This window comes from Mycolicibacterium chitae, from assembly GCF_900637205.1.
In the GTDB taxonomy this organism is placed as follows: Bacteria; Actinomycetota; Actinomycetes; order Mycobacteriales; family Mycobacteriaceae; genus Mycobacterium; species Mycobacterium chitae.
In genome coordinates, this window is sequence record NZ_LR134355.1 from 493,917 (window position 1) to 517,740 (window position 23,824).

Annotated in this window: 5 protein-coding genes; 3 read left to right on the forward strand and 2 right to left on the reverse strand. The window is 63.7% G+C overall.

The genetic code is table 11. The features are described from left to right. The first annotated feature begins 53 nt into the window (after positions 1 to 53). Entirely contained in the window at positions 54 to 13,727 is a 13,674-nt protein-coding gene (locus tag EL338_RS26410; protein WP_435404969.1) for a non-ribosomal peptide synthetase, read from the forward strand. A 106-nt stretch (positions 13,728 to 13,833) separates the two neighbouring features. Here EL338_RS26410 and EL338_RS02365 read toward each other — a convergent pair whose 3' ends face one another. Next, positions 13,834 to 14,634, reverse strand: a complete 801-nt coding sequence (locus EL338_RS02365) for a GAP family protein (RefSeq protein WP_126332270.1) — start codon at positions 14,632 to 14,634, stop codon at positions 13,834 to 13,836. Between the two features lie 7 nt (positions 14,635 to 14,641). Then, a complete protein-coding gene (pks2, locus tag EL338_RS02370; RefSeq protein ID WP_126332271.1) occupies positions 14,642 to 20,926 on the reverse strand; it encodes a sulfolipid-1 biosynthesis phthioceranic/hydroxyphthioceranic acid synthase in 6,285 nt (2,094 codons plus the stop codon). Positions 20,927 to 21,163: 237 nt separating this feature from the next. Here pks2 and EL338_RS02375 point away from each other — a divergent pair, with 237 nt between their 5' ends. After that, entirely contained in the window at positions 21,164 to 22,894 is a 1,731-nt protein-coding gene (locus EL338_RS02375) for an AMP-binding protein (protein WP_126332272.1), read from the forward strand. After that, positions 22,891 to 23,682, forward strand: coding sequence for an alpha/beta fold hydrolase (locus EL338_RS02380; RefSeq protein ID WP_126336628.1), 792 nt, complete (start codon positions 22,891 to 22,893; stop codon positions 23,680 to 23,682). The genes EL338_RS02375 and EL338_RS02380 overlap by 4 nt, the downstream gene beginning before the upstream one ends. The last annotated feature ends 142 nt before the right edge of the window (positions 23,683 to 23,824 follow it).

Here is a 23,824-nt window from a genome sequence, read left to right on the forward strand (position 1 = left end):
AACAGCTTGCTCGTACGCCGGACGCGGTTGCAGTGTCGTGCGATGGCCGCTCGATGTCCTACTTGGAGTTGGATGAGGCGTCGGATCGGTTGGCGCGGTGGTTGGTTGCTCGTGGTGCGGGTCCTGGTCGGTGTGTGGGGTTGTTGTTTTCGCGGTGTGTTGAGGCCGTGGTGTCGATTTTGGGGGTGTTGAAGTCGGGGGCGGCGTATTTGCCGATGGATCCGGCGTTGCCGGATGCGCGGATCGAGTTCATGGTGGGTGATGCCGAGCCGGTGGTGGTGGTGACGACTTCGGGGTTGGTGGGTCGGCTGGCTGGGTGCGGGGTGGACGTGGTGGATGTGGCCGATGCGTGTGTCGGCGATGTGGCATCGACGGTGTCGGTGGTGGGTCCGTGTGCTGAGGATCTTGCGTATGTGATGTACACGTCGGGGACTACTGGTGTGCCCAAGGGGGTGGCGATCACTCATGGGAATGTGACGCAGTTGATGGGGTCGGTGGATCGGTGTTTGGCGGGGCCGGGTCGGGTGTGGACGCAGTGGCATTCTTATGTTTTCGATGTTTCGGTGTGGGACATCTTCGGTGCGTTGTTGCACGGGGGTCGTTTGGTGGTGGTGCCCGAGGAGGTGGCGGTCTCTCCGGAGGAGTTTCACGCTTTGCTTGTCGGTGAGCAGGTCAGTGTGTTGAGTCAGACGCCGTCGGCGTTGGCGATGGTGCCGGCGCAGGGGTTGGAGTCGACGGTGGCGGTGGTTGCCGGTGAGGCTTGTTCGGCGGGGTTGGTGGATCGGTGGGGTGCTGATCGGTTGATGATCAATGCCTATGGTCCGACCGAGACGACGGTGTACGCGTCGATCAGTGCGCCGCTGCAGCCGGGGACCGGGGTGGTACCGATTGGGTCTCCGGTGCCGGGTGCGGCGTTGTTCGTGCTCGATGCGCAGTTGCGGGCTGTGGCGGTGGGTGTAGTTGGTGAGTTGTATGTGGCCGGTCGTGGTGTCGGGGTGGGGTATGTGCGTCGGGCGGGGTTGACCGCGTCGAGGTTTGTGGCGTGTCCGTTCGGTGGTGTGGGTGCTCGGATGTATCGGACCGGAGATTTGGTGCGGTGGGGTGCTGATGGTCAGTTGCAGTATCTGGGGCGTTCCGATGAGCAGGTCAAGATTCGTGGTTATCGTATCGAGCTCGGTGAAATCCAGACTGTGCTCGCTGATTTGGATGGTGTTGAGCAGGCGGTCGTGATCGTCCGTGAAGATACTCCGGGTGATCTGCGGCTGGTCGGCTATATCGTGGGTGCTGCTGATCCGGCTGATTTGCGCGGTCGGCTCGCTGAGAGGTTGCCGGCCTATATGGTGCCGACCGCGATCGTGGTGCTCGACAGTGTGCCGTTGACGGTCAACGGCAAACTCGACCGGCGGGCTTTACCGGCACCGGACTACGTCGACACCACCACGTATCGGGCTCCGACGACGCCGACCGAAGAAATCCTGGCCGGTATCTACGCCCAGATCCTCGGTCTGGACCGAGTCGGGATCGACGACTCCTTCTTCGACCTCGGCGGCGACTCCCTCTCGGCCATGCGCGCCATCGCCAAAATCAACACCCACCTCGACGCTGGAATGCCGGTACGCGCCATCTTCGATACCCCGAGCGTCGCCCATCTGGCGCTGCGCGTCGGGGAGGGATTCGCCGGACGCGCACCGCTGGCTGCTCAGGAACGTCCGCCGCACCTACCGTTGTCGTTTGCTCAACAACGATTGTGGTTCCTGGACCAGCTACAGGGACCCTCGTCGATCCACAGTATGCCCATCGCCTATCGGATCAGCGGAACGCTCGATACCGATGCCCTCGGTCGGGCTTTGAACGACGTGCTGGACCGCCACGAGAGCCTACGGACCGTGTTCGCCGCGGCGGACGGGATACCGCGACAGGTAGTACTTCCACCGGAGCGCGCCGACTTCGGTTGGCGGGTCGTCGATGCACAGGGTTGGTCGACCCAACGACTCAGTGCGGCGATCGCGGCTGTGGTGCAGCACCGCTTCGATCTATCTCGCGAGATTCCCATGCGCGCAACGCTTCTGCAAACTGCCGAGGACGAGTACGTGTTGGTCGCGGTGGTACATCACATTGCCGCAGATGGTGCGTCTATTGCTCCGCTGGTGGCCGATCTGACCGAAGCTTACGCTGCTCGGCTGGAAGGACACCCCCCGGACTGGATGCCGCTGCCTGTGCAGTACGCGGATTACACGTTGTGGCAGCGCCAATGGCTGGGTACCGAGGACGACTCCGACAGTGTGATCTCCGGTCAGTTGTCATACTGGGAACAGGCGCTGGCCGGTCTGCCGGAGCGGTTGGAACTGCCGACGGATCGACCCTATCCCCCGGTGGCCGACTACCGAGGTGCGAGTGTGACGGTGCATTGGCCCGCGCAACTGCAGCAGCAGGTGGCCCAGGTTGCTCGGGAGCACAATGCAACAAGTTTCATGGTGGTGCAGGCCGCGCTGGCGGCGCTGCTGGGTGGGCTCAGCGCCTGCAATGATGTGGCAGTCGGTTTCGCCATCGCCGGCCGCAACGATCCCGCTCTCGACGATCTGGTCGGGTTCTTCGTCAACACTTTGGTGCTGCGTGTCGACCTGGGCGGCAATCCCACTGCAGCAGAACTCGTGGCGCAGGTTCGCCAGCGCAGTCTGTCCGCCTTCGACCGTCAGGACGTTCCATTCGAAGTTCTGGTGGAACGGCTCAATCCGGCACGGAGCCTGACTCATCACCCGCTGATTCAAGTCATGTTGGCCTGGCAGAACTTCGCCGGCGATCCCGCGACCGAGACCGTCATGGGCGATGTGCAGGTGACTCCGCTGTCAGCCGAGACTCACACCGCTCGAATGGATTTGGCATTCCTCCTCGAAGAGCGGTATACCGCCGCCGGCGAGCCGGCCGGGATTGGCGGCATGGTGGAGTTCCGCACGGACGTCTACGACACCGTCAGCATCGAGAACCTGATTGCGCGACTTCAACGAGTGTTGGAAGCCATCACCGAGGATCCCGCTCGATTGTTGTCTTCGATCGACCTGATCGACTGCGTCGAGCAAGAGCAATTGGACAAGATGGGTAACCGCGCCCGCCTGGTCCAACCGGTGCTCGCACCGAAGTCGGTGCCGGATTTGTTCGTTGAACAAGTGGTTCGCGCGCCGGAGGCAGTCGCGATCAGCTGCGGAAGCCGCCGGCTGACATATCGCGAGTTGGATGACGCGTCGAATCGATTGGCGCACAGGTTGATAGCTTGGGGAGCGGGACCTGGGCAATCTGTCGTCCTGCTGTTCCCGCGATGCGCGGAGGCCATCGTGGCCATCCTGGGCGTGATGAAAACCGGGGCGGCCTACCTGCCTGTCGATCCGATTCACCCCGACTCCCGCATCGACTTCGTGGTGTCCGACGCGACGCCGTCGGCCGTGGTGACCACGGCGGAGTTCCGACCGCGGGTGGACCACTATGGCGTGCCGGTGGTCAATATCGAGGATCCCGAGTTGGACCGATACCCGGCCACTAGGCTGCCGGCTCCGTCTCCTGACGACCTCGTCCACATCATCTATACGTCGGGTACCACCGGTGTGCCCAAAGGCGTGACCGTCTCGCACTACAACGTCGTGCAACTCTTCGACGGATTGGACATTGGTCTGGAGTTGGATCCCCGCCAGGTATGGACGCAGTTTCATTCGTATGCGTTCGACTTCTCCGTGTGGGAGATCTGGGGCGCACTGATGCACGGCGGACGACTCGTCGTGGTACCCGAGGATATTTCAGTGTCGCCGCAGAATTTCCACCGCTTGATCGTCAGCGAAGGGGTCACCGTGCTGACGCAAACGCCGTCCGCCGCGGGGGTCCTTTCCACCGACGGACTGGACGCTGCGGCGTTGGTGATCGGGGCCGAACCGTGTCCGCCCGAACTGGTGGACCGGTGGGCGCCGGGTCGCCTCATGGTCAATGTCTATGGCCCCACCGAGACCACCATGTGGGCGTCCAAGAGCAGCCCGTTGGCGGCCGGTTCGGGCGCACCTCCGATCGGCTCCCCAATAACGTGGGCGTCCTTCTTCGTTCTGGACCAATGGTTGCGCCCGGTGCCCGTTGGGGTGGTCGGGGAGTTGTATGTGGCCGGGCGCGGTGTCGGGGTGGGGTATGTGCGGCGGTCGGGGTTGACGGCGTCGCGGTTCGTGGCGTGCCCATTCGGCGGGGATGAGGCACCCGGCGGACAGCGGATGTATCGGACCGGGGATCTGGTGCGGTGGGCGCCGGACGGGCAGTTGCAGTATCTGGGCCGGGCCGACGAGCAAGTGAAGATCCGCGGTTACCGCATCGAGCTCGGCGAGATCCAGTCGGCTCTGATGGATCTGGATGGCGTTGAGCAGGCGGCAGTGATCGCTCGTGAGGACCGCCCGGGGGATAAGCGGCTGGTTGGCTACATAACGGGTACCGCGGATCCCGCCCGGGCCCGCGCCGCGCTGGCCACCCGACTTCCGGCCTATATGGTGCCCGCGGCGGTGCTGGTCCTCGGTGCGCTACCGGTGACGCCCAACGGCAAGCTCGACAAGCGCGCGCTTCCTGTTCCTGGCTACACCGACACCCACCGGTACCGCGCTCCTTCAACTCCGACCGAGGAGATCCTGGCCGGCGTCTATGCACAGGTGTTGGGTCTTGACCGGGTTGGGGTGGACGACTCGTTCTTCGACTTGGGCGGTGATTCGCTGTCGGCGATGCGGGTGGTCGCTGCGGTGAACAGCAGCTTGGCCGCCGACATGGCCGTGCGTACATTGTTCGATGCGCCGACGGTGGCGCAACTGGCTCCGCGGATCGGGGTGGGTTCGGGGAGTCGTCCTCCGTTGACGGTTCAGCTACGCCCCCAGCGTATTCCGCTGTCGTTTGCACAAAGTCGGTTGTGGTTCCTGAATCGGTTCGAGGGCGGCGCGGCAACCTACAACATTCCGATCGCGCTGGAGATCAGGGGAGCATTGAATGTCGATGCGCTGGATGCGGCGCTCGACGACGTGATCGCTCGTCATGAATCGTTGCGGACGATGTTCCCCGATGTCGACGGGGTCCCGGTGCAGGAGATCGCGGAGTCCCGGCTTGGGATGTGGCGGCGTGGCGGACCGGCGGTTGAGACGGTTGCGGAATCGGAAGCGGTCGCTGAACTGATCGCGCTCGCTGGTTACCGATTCGATCTCGCCCTGGAGATTCCGATCCGCGCACGACTTCTTGCGGTCGGCCATCGTCGGTACATCCTGGGCATTGTCGTCCATCACATTGCTTTTGATGGGTGGTCCATTGCGCCCATAGTGCGCGATGTGGGGACGGCCTATGCCGCCCAGTGCGGTGGGGAATCTCCGGCTTGGGCTCCGTTGCCGGTGCAGTACGCCGATTACACGTTGTGGCAGCAGGATTGGCTGGGAGACGAAGCTGATCCCGACAGCGTGATTGCTGCGCAGTTGGGGTACTGGCGGCAAGAGCTCGCCGATCTGCCGGAGGTGGTGTCGCTGCCGGCGGATCGTCCCCGGCCACCGGTGCCCAGTTACCAGGGTGACTTGGTCGAACTGCGTATCGAACCGGCGACGTGGGCGTCGGTGAAGGCCCTGGCGGCCGCACACAACGCGACGGTGTCCATGGTGCTGCAGGCCGTGACGGCTGTCGTGCTGCAGCGCGCCGGTGCCGGTGAGGATGTCGCTCTGGGTGCGCCGATCGCGGGCAGGACCGATCCGGCGCTCGATGATCTGGTGGGGTTCTTCGTCAACACCTGGGTGCTGCGGGTGGGGGTAGGTTCCGGGCTGCGGTTCAGCGAGGTACTCGAGCAGGTGCGGCATAAGGCACTGGAGGCCTACGCGAACCAGGACGTGCCGTTTGAGCTGCTGGTGGAGCGACTCAATCCGACACGCTCGGCGTCGCACCATCCACTGTTCCAGGTACTGATGGTGTTCCAGAACAATGTGCGGCCTGCCGGTATGGAGATGGAGGGAATCACTGTTGAACCCTTGGCGGCCGACACCGGGACCGCCAAGTTTGATCTGGATATCCAGCTGAGTGAGATGCCCGGTGATGCTCCGGATTCACCGGTGGCCGTGGGGACCGTGTCCTATGCCACGGACCTGTTCGACCGATCGAGCATCGAACGACTGGTCACCTGGTTAGGACGAATGCTCGAAGCCGTGTCGGCTGATTCTTCGATCATCGTCGGTGAAGTCGATCTTCTCTCCAACGGCGAGCGTGAAATGGTGCTCGAAGGTTGGTCCGGCACCAACAACCGGTCCTTTGTCGGGCACGGATCTGAAGTGTTGACCGCAGCTGTGCGTGAGCACCCAGGCACTGTGGCGGTTATCGATGGTGTTCGCGAGTTGTCCTATCGCGAGTTGGATGAGGTTTCGAATCGGTTGGCGCGGGTGTTGATTGGGGCGGGGGTCGGTCCGGAACGGGCGGTCGGTGTGGCGATGGGCCGGTGCCTGGAGTCGGTGGTCGCGTGGTGGGCGGTGCTCAAGGCCGGTGGGGTCTATGTGCCGGTTGACCGCAGCCACCCGGATGCCCGGATCGCGGCGCTGCTGGATGGGGTTGGGGCGATTTGTGTCCTGACCATGGGCGCCGACTGTGTGGGTGGGGCCGGTGAGCGTCCGGTGGTACGTCTGGATGATCTGGGTCTGGAGGGGTGGAGTGCGGCGGCGGTCTCCGATGCGGATCGGTTGGCGCCGGTGGGTGTTGATGACGGTGCCTATGTCATTTTCACGTCGGGTTCGACGGGGACGCCGAAAGGTGTTGTGGTCAGCCATTGTGGGTTGCTGGGTTGGGCTGAGGCGCAGCGCGACACCTTCGGGCTGGGTCCGCAGTCGCGGGTGTTGATGGTGTCGGCGCCGACTTTTGATGCGTCGGTGGGTGAATGGTTGATGGCGACGGCTTCGGGTGCGGCCTTGGTGGTGGCGCCGCCGGATTGCTATGCCGGGGAGGCACTGACCGGGCTGCTGCGTGAGCATCGCGTGGATGCGGCGGTGCTGACTCCCACGGTGTTAGGGACGTTGGATCGCAGTCAACTGGACCACTTGGGCACGGTGGTCGCTGTTGGGGAGGCGGTGCCGACAGCTTTGGTGGATGCGTGGGCGCCGGGTCGGTCGATGTTCAACGGTTACGGTCCCAGTGAGACGACCATCTGGGTGACCTGCGCCGAGTTGTCGCCCGGGCAACCGGTGCGCATCGGTGCTCCTCTTCCTGGGGTGACGGCGTTGGTGCTGGACGCGCGTTTGCATCCGGCGCCGGTCGGGGTGGTCGGGGAGCTGTATCTGGGTGGTCCGGCGGTGGCCCGTGGTTATGTGGGCAGGCCCGGTTTGACCGCGGAACGGTTTGTCGCCAACCCGTTCGGGGTTGCGGGTGAGCGGTTGTATCGCAGCGGTGATCTGGTGCGGTGGACTCCGCTGGGGACTCTGGAGTATCTGGGGCGCGCTGATGCGCAGATCAAGTTGCGTGGGCAGCGTATCGAATTGGGTGAGATCGAGAACACCCTGCTGTCCTGCCCGCAGGTGGCCCGGGCCGCCGTGACCGTCCACCACAGTGAGACCGGAACCGATCATCTCATCGGTTACGTCGCGCTCGAGCACAGCAGCACCGCCGACCGAGACGCCGAGGTCGTTGATCAGTGGCAGCAGATCTACGACGAGTTGTACGACGCTGAGAGCGCATCGGAGTTCGGCGGTGACTTCCGGGGTTGGAACAGCAGCTACACCGGTGCGCCGATCCCGATGACAGACATGCGGGAATGGCAGAACGCCACACTGGAGCGGATTCGGGCTCTGGCCCCGCGGCGGGTGTTGGAGATCGGTGTCGGTTCCGGGCTCTTGCTGGCTCATCTTGCCCCGCAGTGTGAGCAGTACTGGGGCACTGACTTTTCCGCCCCCACCATTCAGTCGCTGCGGCGGGCTGTCGCGGCGCAGCCATGGGGTGAGCGGGTGCGGTTGTGGACCCAGCCCGCGCATGTCACCGGCGAGCTGCCGCGGGCGTACTTCGACACCATCATCATCAACTCGGTCGTCCAGTACTTCCCCAACGCGGCGTATCTCGCTGAGGTCCTTGACAACGCTGTCGAGTTGTTGGCACCGGGCGGGGCGGTCTTCATCGGCGACATCCGCAATCACACTCTGCAGGGGGCGTTCCAGACCGGTGTCGCATTGGCGCGTACCGAGACCAGCGATACCGACGAGATTCGGCAGCGGGTGCAGCGTGCGGTGGTCGGTGAACCCGAACTGCTGTTGGCCCCGGAGTTCTTCACCACCTGGGCGGCTGGCAATGAGGCGGTGGGGGCGCTTGACATCCAGGTCAAGCGCGGCGATGCCGACAACGAGTTGACTCGGTATCGCTACGACGTCGCGATCCGCAAGGGACCGGTGTCGGCCTGCTCCCTGGCCGCGGTGCCGCAACGGGACTGGGGTACGTGCGCCGGACTCAGCGGTTTGCATGCCGAACTGACATCGCAACGTCCGGAGACGCTACGGGTCGGTTCGATCCCGCAGGCCGGCGTCATCGCCGACGTTGACCTGGAACACGCGATGGTTGCGGGGGCGAACATCGCAGATGCGTTGGCGCGGGCCAAGACCGGCGCCGATCCCGGGGGCGTGACCGCCGAGCAACTGCACCGTCTCGGTGAGGAGATCGGCTACCGGGTCGCGGTCACCTGGGGTGCCGAACCCGGCACGGTGGACGCGATCTTCATGGCCGATGCCGATGATGGTGCACTGACCGACGTGTATCTGCCCGCGGCCGGGGCCCGCGATTTGGGCAGTTGTGCTAATGATCCTGATACCAACACCAAGGTCACCGCGGTGCGTCAGCGGTTGGGCGAGCGGTTGCCGGAGTACATGGTGCCGACTCATATCGTGGTGCTCGATGAGTTCCCATTGACCTCATCGGGCAAGATCGACCGTAAAGCCCTGCCGGAACCGGTATTCGCCGCCCGACTGTTTCGGGCGCCGCAGACTCCGACCGAGAAGGTCGTCGCTAAGGTGTTCGCCGAGGTGCTCGGTCTTGACCAGGTGGGCCTGGACGACGACTTCTTCGCGCTCGGCGGCGACTCATTGATCGCCATCCGGGTGACCGGACGCCTGCAATCCGCGCTCGACATGGACGTACCGGTGCGCTATCTGTTCGACGCGCCAACGGTGGGCGGGCTCGCCGACTACCTCGATAATCATCGCAATGACGCCACGCGGCCGCCGCTGCAGCCCATGCCACGGCCCGACCGCATCCCGTTGTCGTTCGCCCAGCAGCGGTTGTGGTTCCTCGATCAGTTGCAGGGCCCCTCGCCGATCTACAACATGGCGGTGGCGCTCCGACTGAGCGGGAACCTGGACGCCGCGGCCCTCGGCCACGCCCTCGGCGATGTGGTGAGCCGGCACGAGAGTCTGCGCACAGTGTTTCTCGCCACCGACGGAACTCCTCACCAAGTGATCATCCCGGCCGAACAGACAGACTTCGGCTGGGAGGTAATCGACGCCGAATCCTGGTCGGCAGATCGGGTATACGAGGCCCTCGGCGCGATGGTCCAGTACACGTTCGATTTGACTCGGGATATCCCGATACGGGCGGCCCTTCTCCGGACCAACGAGTACGAGCATGCGTTGGTGGTGGTGGTGCATCACATCGCCGGTGATGGGTGGTCGGTGACGCCGCTGGTGTCGGATCTGGCTGCTGCTTATGCGGCCAGGTCGCAAGGGCTGGGTCCACAATGGGGTCCGTTGCCCGTGCAGTATGCGGATTACACGCTGTGGCAGCGGGATTGGCTGGGTGACGAGAAGGATCCGGACAGTGTGGTATCCGGCCAGTTGGCGTACTGGGAGCAGGCGTTGGCGGGCCTGCCGGAGCGGTTGGAGCTGCCGACGGATCGGCCCTATCCGCCGGTGGCCGACTACCGCGGTGACAGTGTGACGGTGCAGTGGCCGCCGCAGTTGCAACGAAACGTCGTTCAACTGGCCCGCGAGCATAATGCGACCAGCTTCATGGTGATGCAGGCAGCGCTGGCGGTGCTGCTGGGCAACTTGAGTGCCACCAACGATGTGGCCATTGGTATCGCCACGGCCGGTCGCACCGATCCTGCGCTCGACGATCTTGTTGGGTTCTTTGTGAACACGTTGGTGCTGCGGGTCGATCTGGGCGGTGATCCCACCGTCGGTGAGCTCCTTGGTCAGGTCCGGCAACGCAGCCTGGCCGCCTTCGAACACCAGGACGTGCCCTTTGAGGCGTTGGTGGAGCGGGTCAACCCCACCCGCAGCCTCACCCATCATCCCCTCGTCCAAACGATGCTTACCTGGAGAAATCTTCCCGGACAATCCGTGGATACATCCGCAGAGCAACTGCCGATGGGCGATGTGCAGGTTACGCCGCTCACGTCGGAAACCCTGACCGCGCGAATGGATTTGGTGTTCTCACTGGCCGAACGCTTCACCACCGACGGTGAGCCTGCTGGGATCGACGGCTCGGTCGAGTTCCGCACCGACGTGTTCGACGCAGACGGTATCGAATTGTTGGTTCGCCGGCTGGAGCGAGTGCTGGCTGCTCTGGTGGCAGATCCCGTGCGACCGGTATCAGCGATTGATGTGCTCGATGAGGCCGAGCACGCACGGTTGGCCGCGTTCGGAAATTATCCGGTCATGACCCAGTCTGTGGTTGGGGTGTCGATTCCGGAGTTGTTTGCTGCGCAGGTGGTCCGGGCGCCGGGGGTGGAGGCCGTCAGCTTCGTTGGCGGGTGCATGACGTATGGGGAGTTGGATGAGGCGTCGGATCGGTTGGCGCGGTGGTTGGTTGCTCGTGGTGCGGGTCCTGGTCGGTGTGTGGGGTTGTTGTTTTCGCGGTGTGTTGAGGCCGTGGTGTCGATTTTGGGGGTGTTGAAGTCGGGGGCGGCGTATTTGCCGATGGATCCGGCGTTGCCGGATGCGCGGATCGAGTTCATGGTGGGTGATGCCGAGCCGGTGGTGGTGGTGACGACTTCGGGGTTGGTGGGTCGGCTGGCTGGGTGCGGGGTGGACGTGGTGGATGTGGCCGATGCGTGTGTCGGCGATGTGGCATCGACGGTGTCGGTGGTGGGTCCGTGTGCTGAGGATCTTGCGTATGTGATGTACACGTCGGGGACTACTGGTGTGCCCAAGGGGGTGGCGATCACTCATGGGAATGTGACGCAGTTGATGGGGTCGGTGGATCGGTGTTTGGCGGGGCCGGGTCGGGTGTGGACGCAGTGGCATTCTTATGTTTTCGATGTTTCGGTGTGGGACATCTTCGGTGCGTTGTTGCACGGGGGTCGTTTGGTGGTGGTGCCCGAGGAGGTGGCGGTCTCTCCGGAGGAGTTTCACGCTTTGCTTGTCGGTGAGCAGGTCAGTGTGTTGAGTCAGACGCCGTCGGCGTTGGCGATGGTGCCGGCGCAGGGGTTGGAGTCGACGGTGGCGGTGGTTGCCGGTGAGGCTTGTTCGGCGGGGTTGGTGGATCGGTGGGGTGCTGATCGGTTGATGATCAATGCCTATGGTCCGACCGAGACGACGGTGTACGCGTCGATCAGTGCGCCGCTGCAGCCGGGGACCGGGGTGGTACCGATTGGGTCTCCGGTGCCGGGTGCGGCGTTGTTCGTGCTCGATGCGCAGTTGCGGGCTGTGGCGGTGGGTGTAGTTGGTGAGTTGTATGTGGCCGGTCGTGGTGTCGGGGTGGGGTATGTGCGTCGGGCGGGGTTGACCGCGTCGAGGTTTGTGGCGTGTCCGTTCGGTGGTGTGGGTGCTCGGATGTATCGGACCGGAGATTTGGTGCGGTGGGGTGCTGATGGTCAGTTGCAGTATCTGGGGCGTTCCGATGAGCAGGTCAAGATTCGTGGTTATCGTATCGAGCTCGGTGAAATCCAGACTGTGCTCGCTGATTTGGATGGTGTTGAGCAGGCGGTCGTGATCGTCCGTGAAGATACTCCGGGTGATCTGCGGCTGGTCGGCTATATCGTGGGTGCTGCTGATCCGGCTGATTTGCGCGGTCGGCTCGCTGAGAGGTTGCCGGCCTATATGGTGCCGACCGCGATCGTGGTGCTCGACAGTGTGCCGTTGACGGTCAACGGCAAACTCGACCGGCGGGCTTTACCGGCACCGGACTACGTCGACACCACCACGTATCGGGCTCCGACGACGCCGACCGAAGAAATCCTGGCCGGTATCTACGCCCAGATCCTCGGTCTGGACCGAGTCGGGATCGACGACTCCTTCTTCGACCTCGGCGGCGACTCCCTCTCGGCCATGCGCGCCATCGCCAAAATCAACACCCACCTCGACATCGATCTAGCGGTCCGGACTCTGTTCGATGCGCCGGCGATACGACTGTTGGGCCAGCGACTGAGCAAAGCTACCGCCGGTCCCACTTGTGCTTCTGTCCACGGCCGCGGTGCTACGGAAGTACATGCCAAAGATCTCACGCTGGACAAGTTCATCGACAGTGCGATCCTGAACGCGGCCACAGAACTGCCTCGTACAACCTCCGCGGTTCGAACGGTGTTGTTGACCGGCGCAACAGGATTCCTGGGGCGTTACCTGGTGCTGGACTGGCTGGAGCGGATGGAGAAGGTGGGCGGCAAGCTCATCTGTCTGGTGCGTGCCGAATCCGACAATGCTGCACGTGCGCGCATGTACTCGACCTTCGATAGCGGTGACCCCATACTTCTGAACCGCTTCCAGAAACTGGCCAACGACCATCTGGAGGTGATCGCTGGTGACAAGGGTGAGGCCGGTCTGGGTCTCGATGCGAAAACCTGGCAGCGGCTGGCTGAATCCGTGGATCTCATCGTTGATTCGGCAGCCGTAGTGAGCGGGGTCCTGCCCTACCGTGAGCTGTTTGGTCCTAATGTCGTGGGTACTGCAGAACTGATCAAGTTGGCGATCACGACGAAACTGAAGCTGTTCACCTACGTGTCGACAGGCAGTGTGGGCGATGAGATCGAGCCGTCGGAATTCGTCGAGGACGCCGACATACGCGTGATCAGTCCCAGCCGAAAGAACGATGGTGGGTACGTCAATGGCTACGGAAACAGCAAGTGGGCCGGTGAAGTGCTGCTACGCGAAGCCAATGACCTGTGCGGGGTTCCGGTCAGTGTCTTCCGCTGCGGCATGATCCTCGCCGATACCACTTATGCAGGGCAACTGAACGTCACTGACATGTTCACCCGCATGGTTCTGAGCGTTGTGGCCACCGGGATCGCACCTCGCTCATTCTTCAAACTGGATCCCGAGGGCAATCGCCAGCGGTCTCATTTTGACGGACTGCCAGTAGAATTCGTCGCCGAGGCGATTACCACTCTCGGCTCCCAGCTCGACGATGGCTTCGAGACTTACCACGTAATGAACCCCCACGACGACGGCATCGGATTCGATGAATGTGTCGACTGGCTCATCGATGCCGGCTGCGAGATACGAAGAGTTGAGGATTTCGGGGAATGGCTGGTGCAATTCGAGGCTGCGCTGTCCGCGCTGCCGAAGCAGCTACGTCAACACACTGTCCTAGAAGTTCTTCGGTTTCAACTTCAGTCGACCGAACCCGCAGAGCGACGAGCCGCCGAACCGATCCATGGTTCCTTTGGGCCCACTGATCGATTCCGAAGTGCGGTTAGACAGGCCAGAATCGGTGCCGACCAGGATATTCCGCACGTCTCGGCACCCATACTCGCCAAGTATGTCGCCGACCTAAGGTTGCTCGAACTGATCTAGGTTTGGCAACCCCCAACGGTTGGACTTGTGTCAGCGCCACCGCTGCACAGTTCCCGTCAAGCGATAGCAGGCGAGAGGTGCATCGCACCAGGATGGCGCGCTACTTTCACAAAACGCTGAATCCCTGGACTATCAGCGAGACACCGACCAAGGCAAGAATCGCGGCCATGAACTTCAGATGGTGAGCCACTGCCCACTCATGCAGTCGCCGTAGTGCCGCTTGGGTTCTCTGCGGCACCAGCAAGTTGCTGACCAGGATGGTCTCTTCGACAGCCAAGACCAGAATGACGAAAGCGATTGCGGCACTGATCTGCATACCCACGGTGGCACCGGAGGCGACAATCAGGGCAAGCGCTAGTACGACGCCGTCAGCCGGCATCACCATCAGGCCGATCACCAGAGCGATCCACGGGGAGCCGGTCCGCCACGCTTCGCGTGCGCGGCCGAGAAGTCGGTGCAACCACGAACTTGTTTCGGTCGCTTCGCCGTCTGCGGGACGGACCAGTCGCGAAATGATCGGCATGGAGGTCGGGTCGAGGGTGGCCGTCGATGTCGCGGCGCCGCTGGACCGTCCACCATTCGAGCCGCTCGGCACTCGTGCACGGGAACGGGCGACCATCAGGGCGGCCAACACCAACAGGACCACGCCGACCGCGACCACCACGCGTTGCACGAGGGGATTAGGTTCGGCATCGATGAAACCCTGCGTGAAGGCGGCTGAGGCCGGGGTGGAGTGCAGCACGATCAGCGGCACGATCAGATAAAAGAGTCCGGCGAGCAGGGTTCCTACCCAATAGGCGAGCAGATTCTGCATCGGCCGTGGCCGAGAAAGCACCAAAAGGATGATGCCGATGCGCAACGGGTTGATCGTCAGCAGCAGCGCGAGCGCCAGGAGCGGGCCCCACATGACGAGCTCAGCTAGCTTCCGCAGGCGCCAGCTTTTCGCACAGCAGCCCGGCTAGATCGTGGACGGTGGTCATTCCGTTGGCCGAAAGCCGCACGCCGGTCTCGGCTTCGATCCGAGTACGCAGTTCCAGCGCGCTCAACGAATCGATCCCGTACTCAGACAGCGGCCGGTTGGGATCAACGCTGCGTCGAAGTATCAAACCGACCTGTTCGGCGATCACATGTTGCAGCCGTACCGGCCACTCCTCGGTGGGAAGTTCGCTGAGCTCAGCCCGCAACTTGCTGGTTCCGTTCGAATGTTGGCCGGTCGAGCGGAACGCCTCGGCGAACGGACTGCGCTCGGCGAACGCGGACAACCAGGGAGCGTCCGTGATGGGCGCGTATCCGGCATAGGTGCGGTCGTGCCGCAGCAGCGTCTCGAAGGCGTAGGCCCCGTCGTCGGGAACGATGCCCGTGCCGGTACTTTCGGCCAGTTCGGTACCTCGACCGATTTGGTTCCAGGCTCCCCATGCGATCGTGGTGGCGGGTAGGCCGTGGGACCGTCGCCACGAGCTGAAGGCGTCCAGCCAGCTGTTGGCAGCGGCATACGCGCCCTGCCCAGGAGAGCCCACCAGCGCGGCCGCCGACGAGAACGCACAGAACCAGTCCAACGGCTGATCGACGGTGGCGCTGTGCAGATTCCATGCCCCGTACACCTTTGGTGCCCAATCGCGCTCGATCAGGCCGTCGGTGATGTTGGTCAGTGCGGCATCCTCGATCACTCCCGCTGCATGCAACACGCCGCGAACCGGGAGACCACCGGCAGTCGCGACCGCCACCAGTCGGTGCGCGGTGGCGGCGTCGGCGATATCCCCACATTCCACGACGACGTCGGCGCCGGTCGCACGGATACGCTCGATTGTTGCCAATGTCTGCGAGTTGGGCAGCGAGCGCGAGGACAACACGATACGTCCACAACCGCCGGCTGCCATCTTTTCTGCCACGAAGAGTCCCAGGCCTCCGAGACCACCCGTGACGATGTAGGCGCCGTCGTCACGAAACACCTGGACTCCCGCAGGCGGGACGACCAGGCGGCTGGAGCCGGTATGTGGGATGTCGAGCACGAGCTTGCCGGTGTGCTGTGCACCTCCCATCATTCGAATCGCGTTGGCCGCGTCGGCAAGTGGGTGGGTGGTGAACTCGGGCATCGGCAGAGTTCCGTCTGCAGCCAACCGGTAGACCGTGGACAGCAACCTTTGAAGCCGATGCGGATGGCTGTAGGACATCAGGGCGAGGTCGACAGCGTAGAACGACAGGTTGCGGCGGAACGGGAACAGTCCCAGCTTGGTGTCGCCGTAGATATCGCGCTTCCCGATTTCGACGAACCGCCCCCCGAACGCGAGCAGTTCGAGGCCGGCGCGCTGGGCTGCGCCGGTCACCGAATTGAGCACTATGTCCAGGCCGTACCCCTCGGTGTCACGACGAATCTGGCTGGCGAAGTCCAGGCTGCGCGAGTCGTAGACATGCTCGATCCCCATGTCTCGCAGGAGTTGCCGGCGCTGTTCGCTGCCGGCGGTGGCGTAGATCTCGGCGCCGGCATTCCGGGCGATACCCACCGCGGCCTGGCCGACACCTCCTGTCGCCGAGTGGATCAGAACCTTGTCACCCGCGCTGATGCCGGCCATCTCTGTCAGGCCGTAATGGGCTGTGGCAGTGGCGATGGTCAACGCAGCGGCCTGCGCATCGCTGAGACCGGAGGGGATGGTGACGGCCAGCCCTGCATCGCAGGTGAGGAACGTTCCCCAAGTGCCGTCGGCCGACAGGCCTGCCACCCGATCGCCCACCTTGTGGTCTGTCACATCCGGTCCGACGGCGGTGACCACACCGGCGAAATCGATGCCCAGTTGGGGTAGACGGCCGTCGAAGGCAGGGTAGCGGCCAAATGCAACCAGAACATCGGCGAAGTTCACGCTCGAAGCGTTGACGGCAACCTCGATCTGTCCTTGGCTAGGCGGCCGACGGTCGCAGTAGACGAGTTCCATGGACCCGAGGTCCCCGGGAGTACGGATCTGCAAGCGCATCCGATCGCGCTGATGGTCGGCAATTCTGGTACGGCGATCTTCGGGGAGTAGCGGTGCGGGACACAGCCGTGCGGTGTACCAACGGCTATTGCGCCAGGCGGTCTCGTCCTCGTTGGAACCGCTGAGCAGCTGCCGGACGACAGCGTCGGCGTCGGTAGCCTCATCCAGATCGATCTGGGTAGCGGTCAGATGCGGGTGTTCGGTGCCGATCACCCGGATCAAGCCCCGTAACTCGGCCTGTTCCAGGTTCACCGCGTCTCCGGCCACCACGGTCTCGGCGTTGCGGGTGACGACATACAAGCGAGGCGGCTCTCCCTGGACCTCGGGCAACTCGCGGGTGACATGGACCAGATGCCGCACGTATTCGCACCCCAGCTGCGGGGTCTGGTCCTCGGGATGGCCGTTCTTGATCCCTGCCAGGATCACCACGCCGGTGAGCCCCCCGGCGCGGAGACGGTGTCTCAGCTGCTCGGCGTTGTGGGTGTGGTCGGCGTCCAAAGGCCAATGAATGAGCTCGCATTCGGCGCCGTGTTCTTCAAGGGTCTTGGCCAGCTTCGCCGACATCGGTTCCGCGGTGGCGCTGATGGCCAGCCAGCTTCCGGGCTCGTCATACTCCACCTCCGGTAACTCGCGGTGCTGCCATTGGACTGTGAGCAGCCTTTCGCCCAGCACCCGGTCGCGTCGCGCCTGTTCGGATCCTGCGCCCAGCCGCAGTCCGTGCACTGCGAGCAGCACCGTTCCGTGTTCATCGAGCACGTCGATATCGGCCTCGATCCCGGTGGCATCGAGGCGGGTGATCCGGGTGTGGCAGTAGTGCGCGTTGCGTGCCGTTCCGTATGCGCAAACTCGTCCCACACCCAATGGCAAACCCAGTGTGTCACCTGCCGCCTGGACGGAGGGATGGGCCTCGACGGATTGGAAGCAGGCGTCCAACAATGCTGGATGGACACCGTAAGCGTCCTGTTGGGAACGGATGGAACGCGGCAGCGCGACTTCGGCGAGCACCGATGACCCATCGCCGGTGTAGACCGCGCTCAATCCTGTGAACGCCGGTCCGTACTGAAGGCCGCGTCGGCCTACTCGCTCACGGACCGCATTGCCGTCTTCCCGATCGGGATGTGCTGCGCGCAACGCGGCCATGTCATATTCCGGCGGAAGGTCGTCGGTCATGTGCAGTGTGGCTTTTGCATGTCGACGGGGCGCGCCCTCCGATTGGGTGTCGACGGTGAACTGAATGACTCCCGGCTCCGGCAACGTCGCGCTGCAACCAACCGTGGTGTGCGCGTCCAGCAACAGTGCTTCCTCGAAGCACATGTCTCGCACCTCCGCACGCTGACCGGTTACTGCGGTGCCGGCCGCGAGCGCCATCTCGCAGAAGGCGGCCCCAGGAAGTACCGCTACATCGCGGATTTGGTGGTCGACGAGCCAGGGCTGGCTAGCGAGGCCGATGTCGGCCTGCCAAACGTGGCGTTCTGGCTCTTCCTGTAGGTGCACATGCTGACCGAGCAACGGGTGGACCGCGACGCTGGAACCGCCATGCGTAGGCGCTTCCTGACGGTCGCTACTCAACCAGAGGCGACGGTGTGTCCACGTGGGTAACGGTGCGTCGACGAGCTGACCGTCCGGGTAGAGCACCGAGAAATCGACATGCGCACCGGCACTGTGCAGATCCGCGACGAAGCCGTGGAGTCCATATGGCAGTGATTGGTCGCGGCGCATCGGGGCCAGAGCCGCAACAGGAACGTCGCGGCTTTGAGCGGTTTGCTTGATCGCATAGGTGAGAAGCGGATGGGGGGCGAGTTCGGCGAAGACGCGATGCCCGTCCTCCAACGCGGCCTGAACTGCCGTTGCGAATCGCACCATGCGTCGCATGTTCGTAACCCAGTACGAGGCATCGCACACCGGTTCCTCGCGCGGATCGAACAGAGTCGCCGAATAGAACGGCACCTCGGGGGTCATGGGCGTGAGGCCGGAGAGGGCTGTCGCCAGCTCGTCGACGACCGGCTCGACCTGCGGGGAATGAAACGCGACGTCCACGGGGATCAACCGGGCAATGATCCCGCGTTGCTCCCAGCCCGCAACCATCTCTCGAACCGTTTGTGCACCACCGGCGATCACGGTGGACCGGGGTGCTGCCACGACTGCCACCACTACGTCGTCGATGCCGCGGGCCGTCAGCTCCGAGAGAACCTCTTTCGCCGGCAGTTCCACTGTCGCCGTGGCACCCTGGCCCGCGATGCCGGACATCAGCCGCGATCGTCGGCAGACCAACGCCACGCCGTCCTCGAGCGAGAGCGCCCCGGCTACGACAGCGGCGGCGGCCTCGCCGAGTGAGTGACCGATGACCGCGCCGGGGCGGACGCCGCAAGTTCTGAGGGACGCGGCGAGGGCGACCTGCATTGTGAACAGTGCCGGTTGGATGAGGTCTTGGCCGGTCACGACGTGCGGTGCGGACAGTGCTTCGGTCACCGAGAACCCGGACTCGCTGACAATCAGCGGTTCGATCTGCGCGACGGTGTCGGCGAATACCGCTTCGGTGGAGAGCAATTCGCTGCCCATCGACGCCCATTGCGATCCCTGTCCAGAGAACACCCACACGGGGTCTCGGTCGTCATAACCGACGGCGGGCTGGTAGGGCGTGTCTTCGGTAGCCACCCGCAGCAGCGCTGCAGTCAGCTCGTCCCGATTCCTAGCGAGCACGGCGGTTCGTACTGGTCGGTGCGCGCGCCGACGTGCCAGCGTGTAGCCGAGATCAGACAATTCCACTTCATCGTGATTGTCTGCCCAGTCGGCCAATCGGCCTGCGGTACTGCGCAGTCCGTCGGCTGATGTCGAGGACAGCGGGAACACCAGGGCTGCGGCAGTCGGCGGGGTGCCGTTACGGCGGGTACCCCTGTTCGCCTCGTCTGGCGCTTGCTCCACGATCGCATGCACGTTCGTCCCTGACACGCCATACGACGACACCGCCGCGCGTCGTGGCCCGTGGTGAGACTGCGGCCACGGCGTGTTATCGAGCGGTACGAACAGATTCGTCTCGATCTGTGCCATCGCATCGGGCAACCGGTTGAAGTGCAGATTTCGTGGAATAACGCCGTGTTGAAGTGCGAGCACCGCCTTCATCAGGCCCAGCGCCCCCGCGGCCGATTGGGTATGGCCGAAGTTGGTCTTCGAGGCAGCCAACCCGCAAGGGCGATTGATCCCGTATACCGCAGCAAGACTGGAATATTCGATCGGATCTCCGGTGGCGGTACCGGTGCCATGGGTCTCCACCATGCCGATGCTGCCGGCGTCCACCCCGGCCACCGCGAGTGCTCCTCGGTAGGCGGAGGTTTGCGCGTCGACCGAGGGCGTGGCGATGTTGACGGTGTGGCCGTCTTGGTTGGTCGCCGTGCCACGTATGATCGCCAAAATCCGATCTCCGTCGTGCAATGCGTCCGGCAAGCGCTTGAGCAGCACCACGACGCACCCTTCACCGGGTACGAAACCGTCTGCCGCTACGTCAAATGTGCGGCAGCGTCCCGTGGCCGACAACATCCCCTCGGCGGAACCCGCGGCCCATTTGCGAGGATCCAAGGCAAGTGCGACTCCGCCGGCGAGGGCCAGGTCGCTCTCGCTCTCGTGCAGGCTTCGACAAGCCAGATGGATCGCGCTCAAGCCCGAAGAGCAGGCGGTATCCACGGTAAGCGCGGGGCCATGCACGCCGAGTGCGTACGCGATTCGACCCGAAGCCATGCTGAAGTTGTTGCCGGAGAAGCCATACGGACCTTCGATCGCATGTGCGTCGGCGGCCAACAACTGGTAATCGGCGTGCGTCAAACCCATGAAAACGCCGGTCAGCGATTCCGATACGGCGTGCGGTGGGATGCCGGCGTGTTCCATTGCCTCCCAGGAGGTTTCCAGAAGCAACCGATGCTGCGGGTCACTCGCTGTGGCTTCCCGTTCGTTGATCCCGAAGAAATCTGGATCGAATCCGGCCACATCATCGAGGAAGGCTCCCCATTTGGAGACCGACCTGCCGGGAACCCCGGGTTCCGGGTCGTAGAACTCCTCCGGGTCCCAGCGATCGCGCGGAACCTCCGTGACCAGGTCCTTCCCCGCCAGCAGGGCTTCCCACATTCGCTCGGGAGTGTCGATACCGCCGGGCAATCGACAGGCCATGCCGATGACAGCGACCGGGGTCACCGGTGTGGCGCGTGCCTTTCGCAAGACATGCGAAGTGCCGGACAGAGTCATGAGCCCTCCTCACAGCGCACCACGAGGCGGCTTGGCCGTGCGTGGTGCGCTTCCCCCTGGTGTGAGCCGAATAGCTACGCTGAAGTCATTTACGTGCTTCCCCCGACTTCAGCGCAGATTGCGGGCAGTCACAGACTTCTACCGTAGGTTCACGCTGGCCTCGTTGTCTTGAAAACCGGGCAATCAGTTGCTCCACTTTCCGCCCCTACGAACGCAGCGCGCGCGATACTGGTGCTCGTGGGGGAGACAACTATTCTGACTTTGCTGTGCGAACGCGCCGGGCTGCAGGGGGACGATCCAGCGGTCACGTTCGTCGACTACGACCATGACTGGGCCGGAGTCGCGGAGACTCTGACGTATGCGCAGCTGTATCGGCGTGTGCTGAACCTTGCTCGACACCTTCAGGATCTCGGATCTGCGGGGGACCGCGCCGTGATCTTGGCGCCGCAAGGGCTGGATTACATCGTGGGCTTCTTCGGCGCCCTTCAAGCAGGCCGAATAGCCGTCCCGTTGTCAGCCCCGCTGGGTGGTGTCAGTGATGAGAGGGTCAGTTCGGTCTTGAGCGACGCGTTGCCGTCCGTGATCTTGACAACGACCGCGGTGGCGGACACGGTCGCCGAGTACGTCCCCCCGGGGTCCGGTGCCTCGATCGTGGTGTTGGACTCAGTCGATCTCGATGGCCCGGCGGGGCGTGTGGTCACCGCTGGAACACCCACCGACACTGCCTATTTGCAGTACACCTCCGGATCGACCCGCCGGCCTGCCGGTGTGATGATGTCGCATCGAAACCTGATGGCCAACTTCGAGCAGTTGATGGCGGGCTACTTCGCCCATTACGGGAACGTCATCCCTCCCGGAGGCACCATCGTGTCCTGGCTGCCGTTCTATCACGACATGGGGCTCTACCTCGGAGTCTGTGGGCCGGTGCTGGCCGGTGTCCCGGCGGTGCTCATGAGCCCGCTGGCGTTCCTACAGCGCCCGGCCCGGTGGATGCAGCTGTTGGCGTGTCACGGCCGCACCTACACCGCTGCGCCGAACTTCGCGTTCGAACTGGCTGTGCGAAAGACCTCGGACGACGACATGGCCGGGTTGGATCTTGCGGACGTGCTTGTCATCATCACCGGCGCCGAGCGGGTCCATCCGGCGACGCTGCGACGTTTCACTCAGCGATTTGCCTCGTTCAACTTGCGCGAAGAGGTGCTTCGCCCGTCGTATGGGCTCGCGGAGGCCACGGTGTACGTGGCGACCGCACCCGCCGAGCAACCACCGGACATCGTGCGATTCGATTCCGAGCCATTGACAACGGGGCGGGCCCAGCGGTCTGAGAACGGGTCCGGTACGCCGCTGGTCAGCTATGGGATTCCGAGCGCGCCGGTGATTCGCATTGTGGATCCGGAAACGCGGGCGGAATGTCCGGCAGGAACTGTCGGCGAGATCTGGGTGCACGGTGACAACGTTGCGGCCGGTTATTGGCAGAAGCCGACGGAGACGGCAACGACGTTCGGCGCGACTCTGGCCGCGTACAACAACGGGACACCCGAGGGCCCCTGGTTGCGGACCGGGGATCTGGGATTCATCTCCGATGACGGGTTGTTCATCGTCGGACGCATCAAGGACTTGTTGATTGTGTACGGGCGCAACCACTCCCCGGACGACATCGAGGCGACAATCCAGGAAATTACCTTTGGCCGGTGCGCGGCCATCGCGGTTCCGGACGGCACGGCAGAGAAGCTGGTTGTGATCGCCGAAGTCAAGAAGCGGGGGGATTCACACCAGGAAGCCATGGACAAGCTTTTGATGGTCAAGCGCGACGTGAATTCTGCTGTATTCAGTTCGCACAGCGTCGGCGTCGCGGATCTGGTCCTCGTGCCACCGGGGTCGATCCCCGTCACCACCAGCGGAAAGGTTCGACGCGCAGAGTGCGTGGAGCAGTACCGGCGTGCCCAGTTCGCCCGCCTGGACGCATGAACCTTGAATACGAAGACAGCGGTGATGGTGAACCGGTGCTGTTCATCGCCGGTCAGGGTGGGTTGGGCCGGACCTGGGAGGTCCACCAGGGGCCCGCTTTTCGCTCTGCCGGCTACCGCGTCATCACCTTCGACAACAGGGGCGTCGGAGCTACGGCTGGGATCTGCGGTTTCACGACGGCGACGATGGTGGCCGATACCGCCGCGCTGATCGAACAGCTCGACGTCGCCCCCGTTCGGATCGTGGCCGTCTCGATGGGCTCCTACATCGCTCAGGAACTGATGCTTGTTCGGCCTGATCTCGTTAGCCAGGCCGCGGTAATGGCCACCAGGGGGCGCGACGACAGGGCGCGTCGCTTCTTCCAGAAGGCCGAGTGCGAGTTGCTCGATGCGGGGATCGAGCTTCCGAACGCCTACGCAGCGAAACTGCGCTTGTTGGACAGTTTTTCGCCCAAGACGTTGAACAATGACCGGGCCGTCCAAGACTGGATCGACACCTTCACCATGTGGCCCGCGACGGCCGGCCCCGGGGTTCGCGCGCAGTACGCCGTCGTTCCGGAGACCAACCGCCTGCACGCCTACCGGACGATCACCACACCGGTCTTGGTGATCGGGTTCGCGGATGACCTCGTGCTGCCCCCGCACCTCGGTGCCGAGGTGGCCGACGCGCTGCCGAACGGCCAATACCTAGAGATTGCCGACACCGGCCATCTGGGCTTCCTCGAGCGGCCACGGGCGGTCAACGCGGCCATCCTGGAGTTCTTTGCTCATGGATGTAGGGAACACTGACGCGACTCTGTGTCGATCGACCGCGACCGACGCCGCCCGTGGTGAAAACGTAATCCCGTTTCGGGGGAGTGGACACCACCGATGCATTACGCTCCCAATCGGCGATAGGGAGGTCGCCTGCGAGGGGGTTCGCAATCTTGGG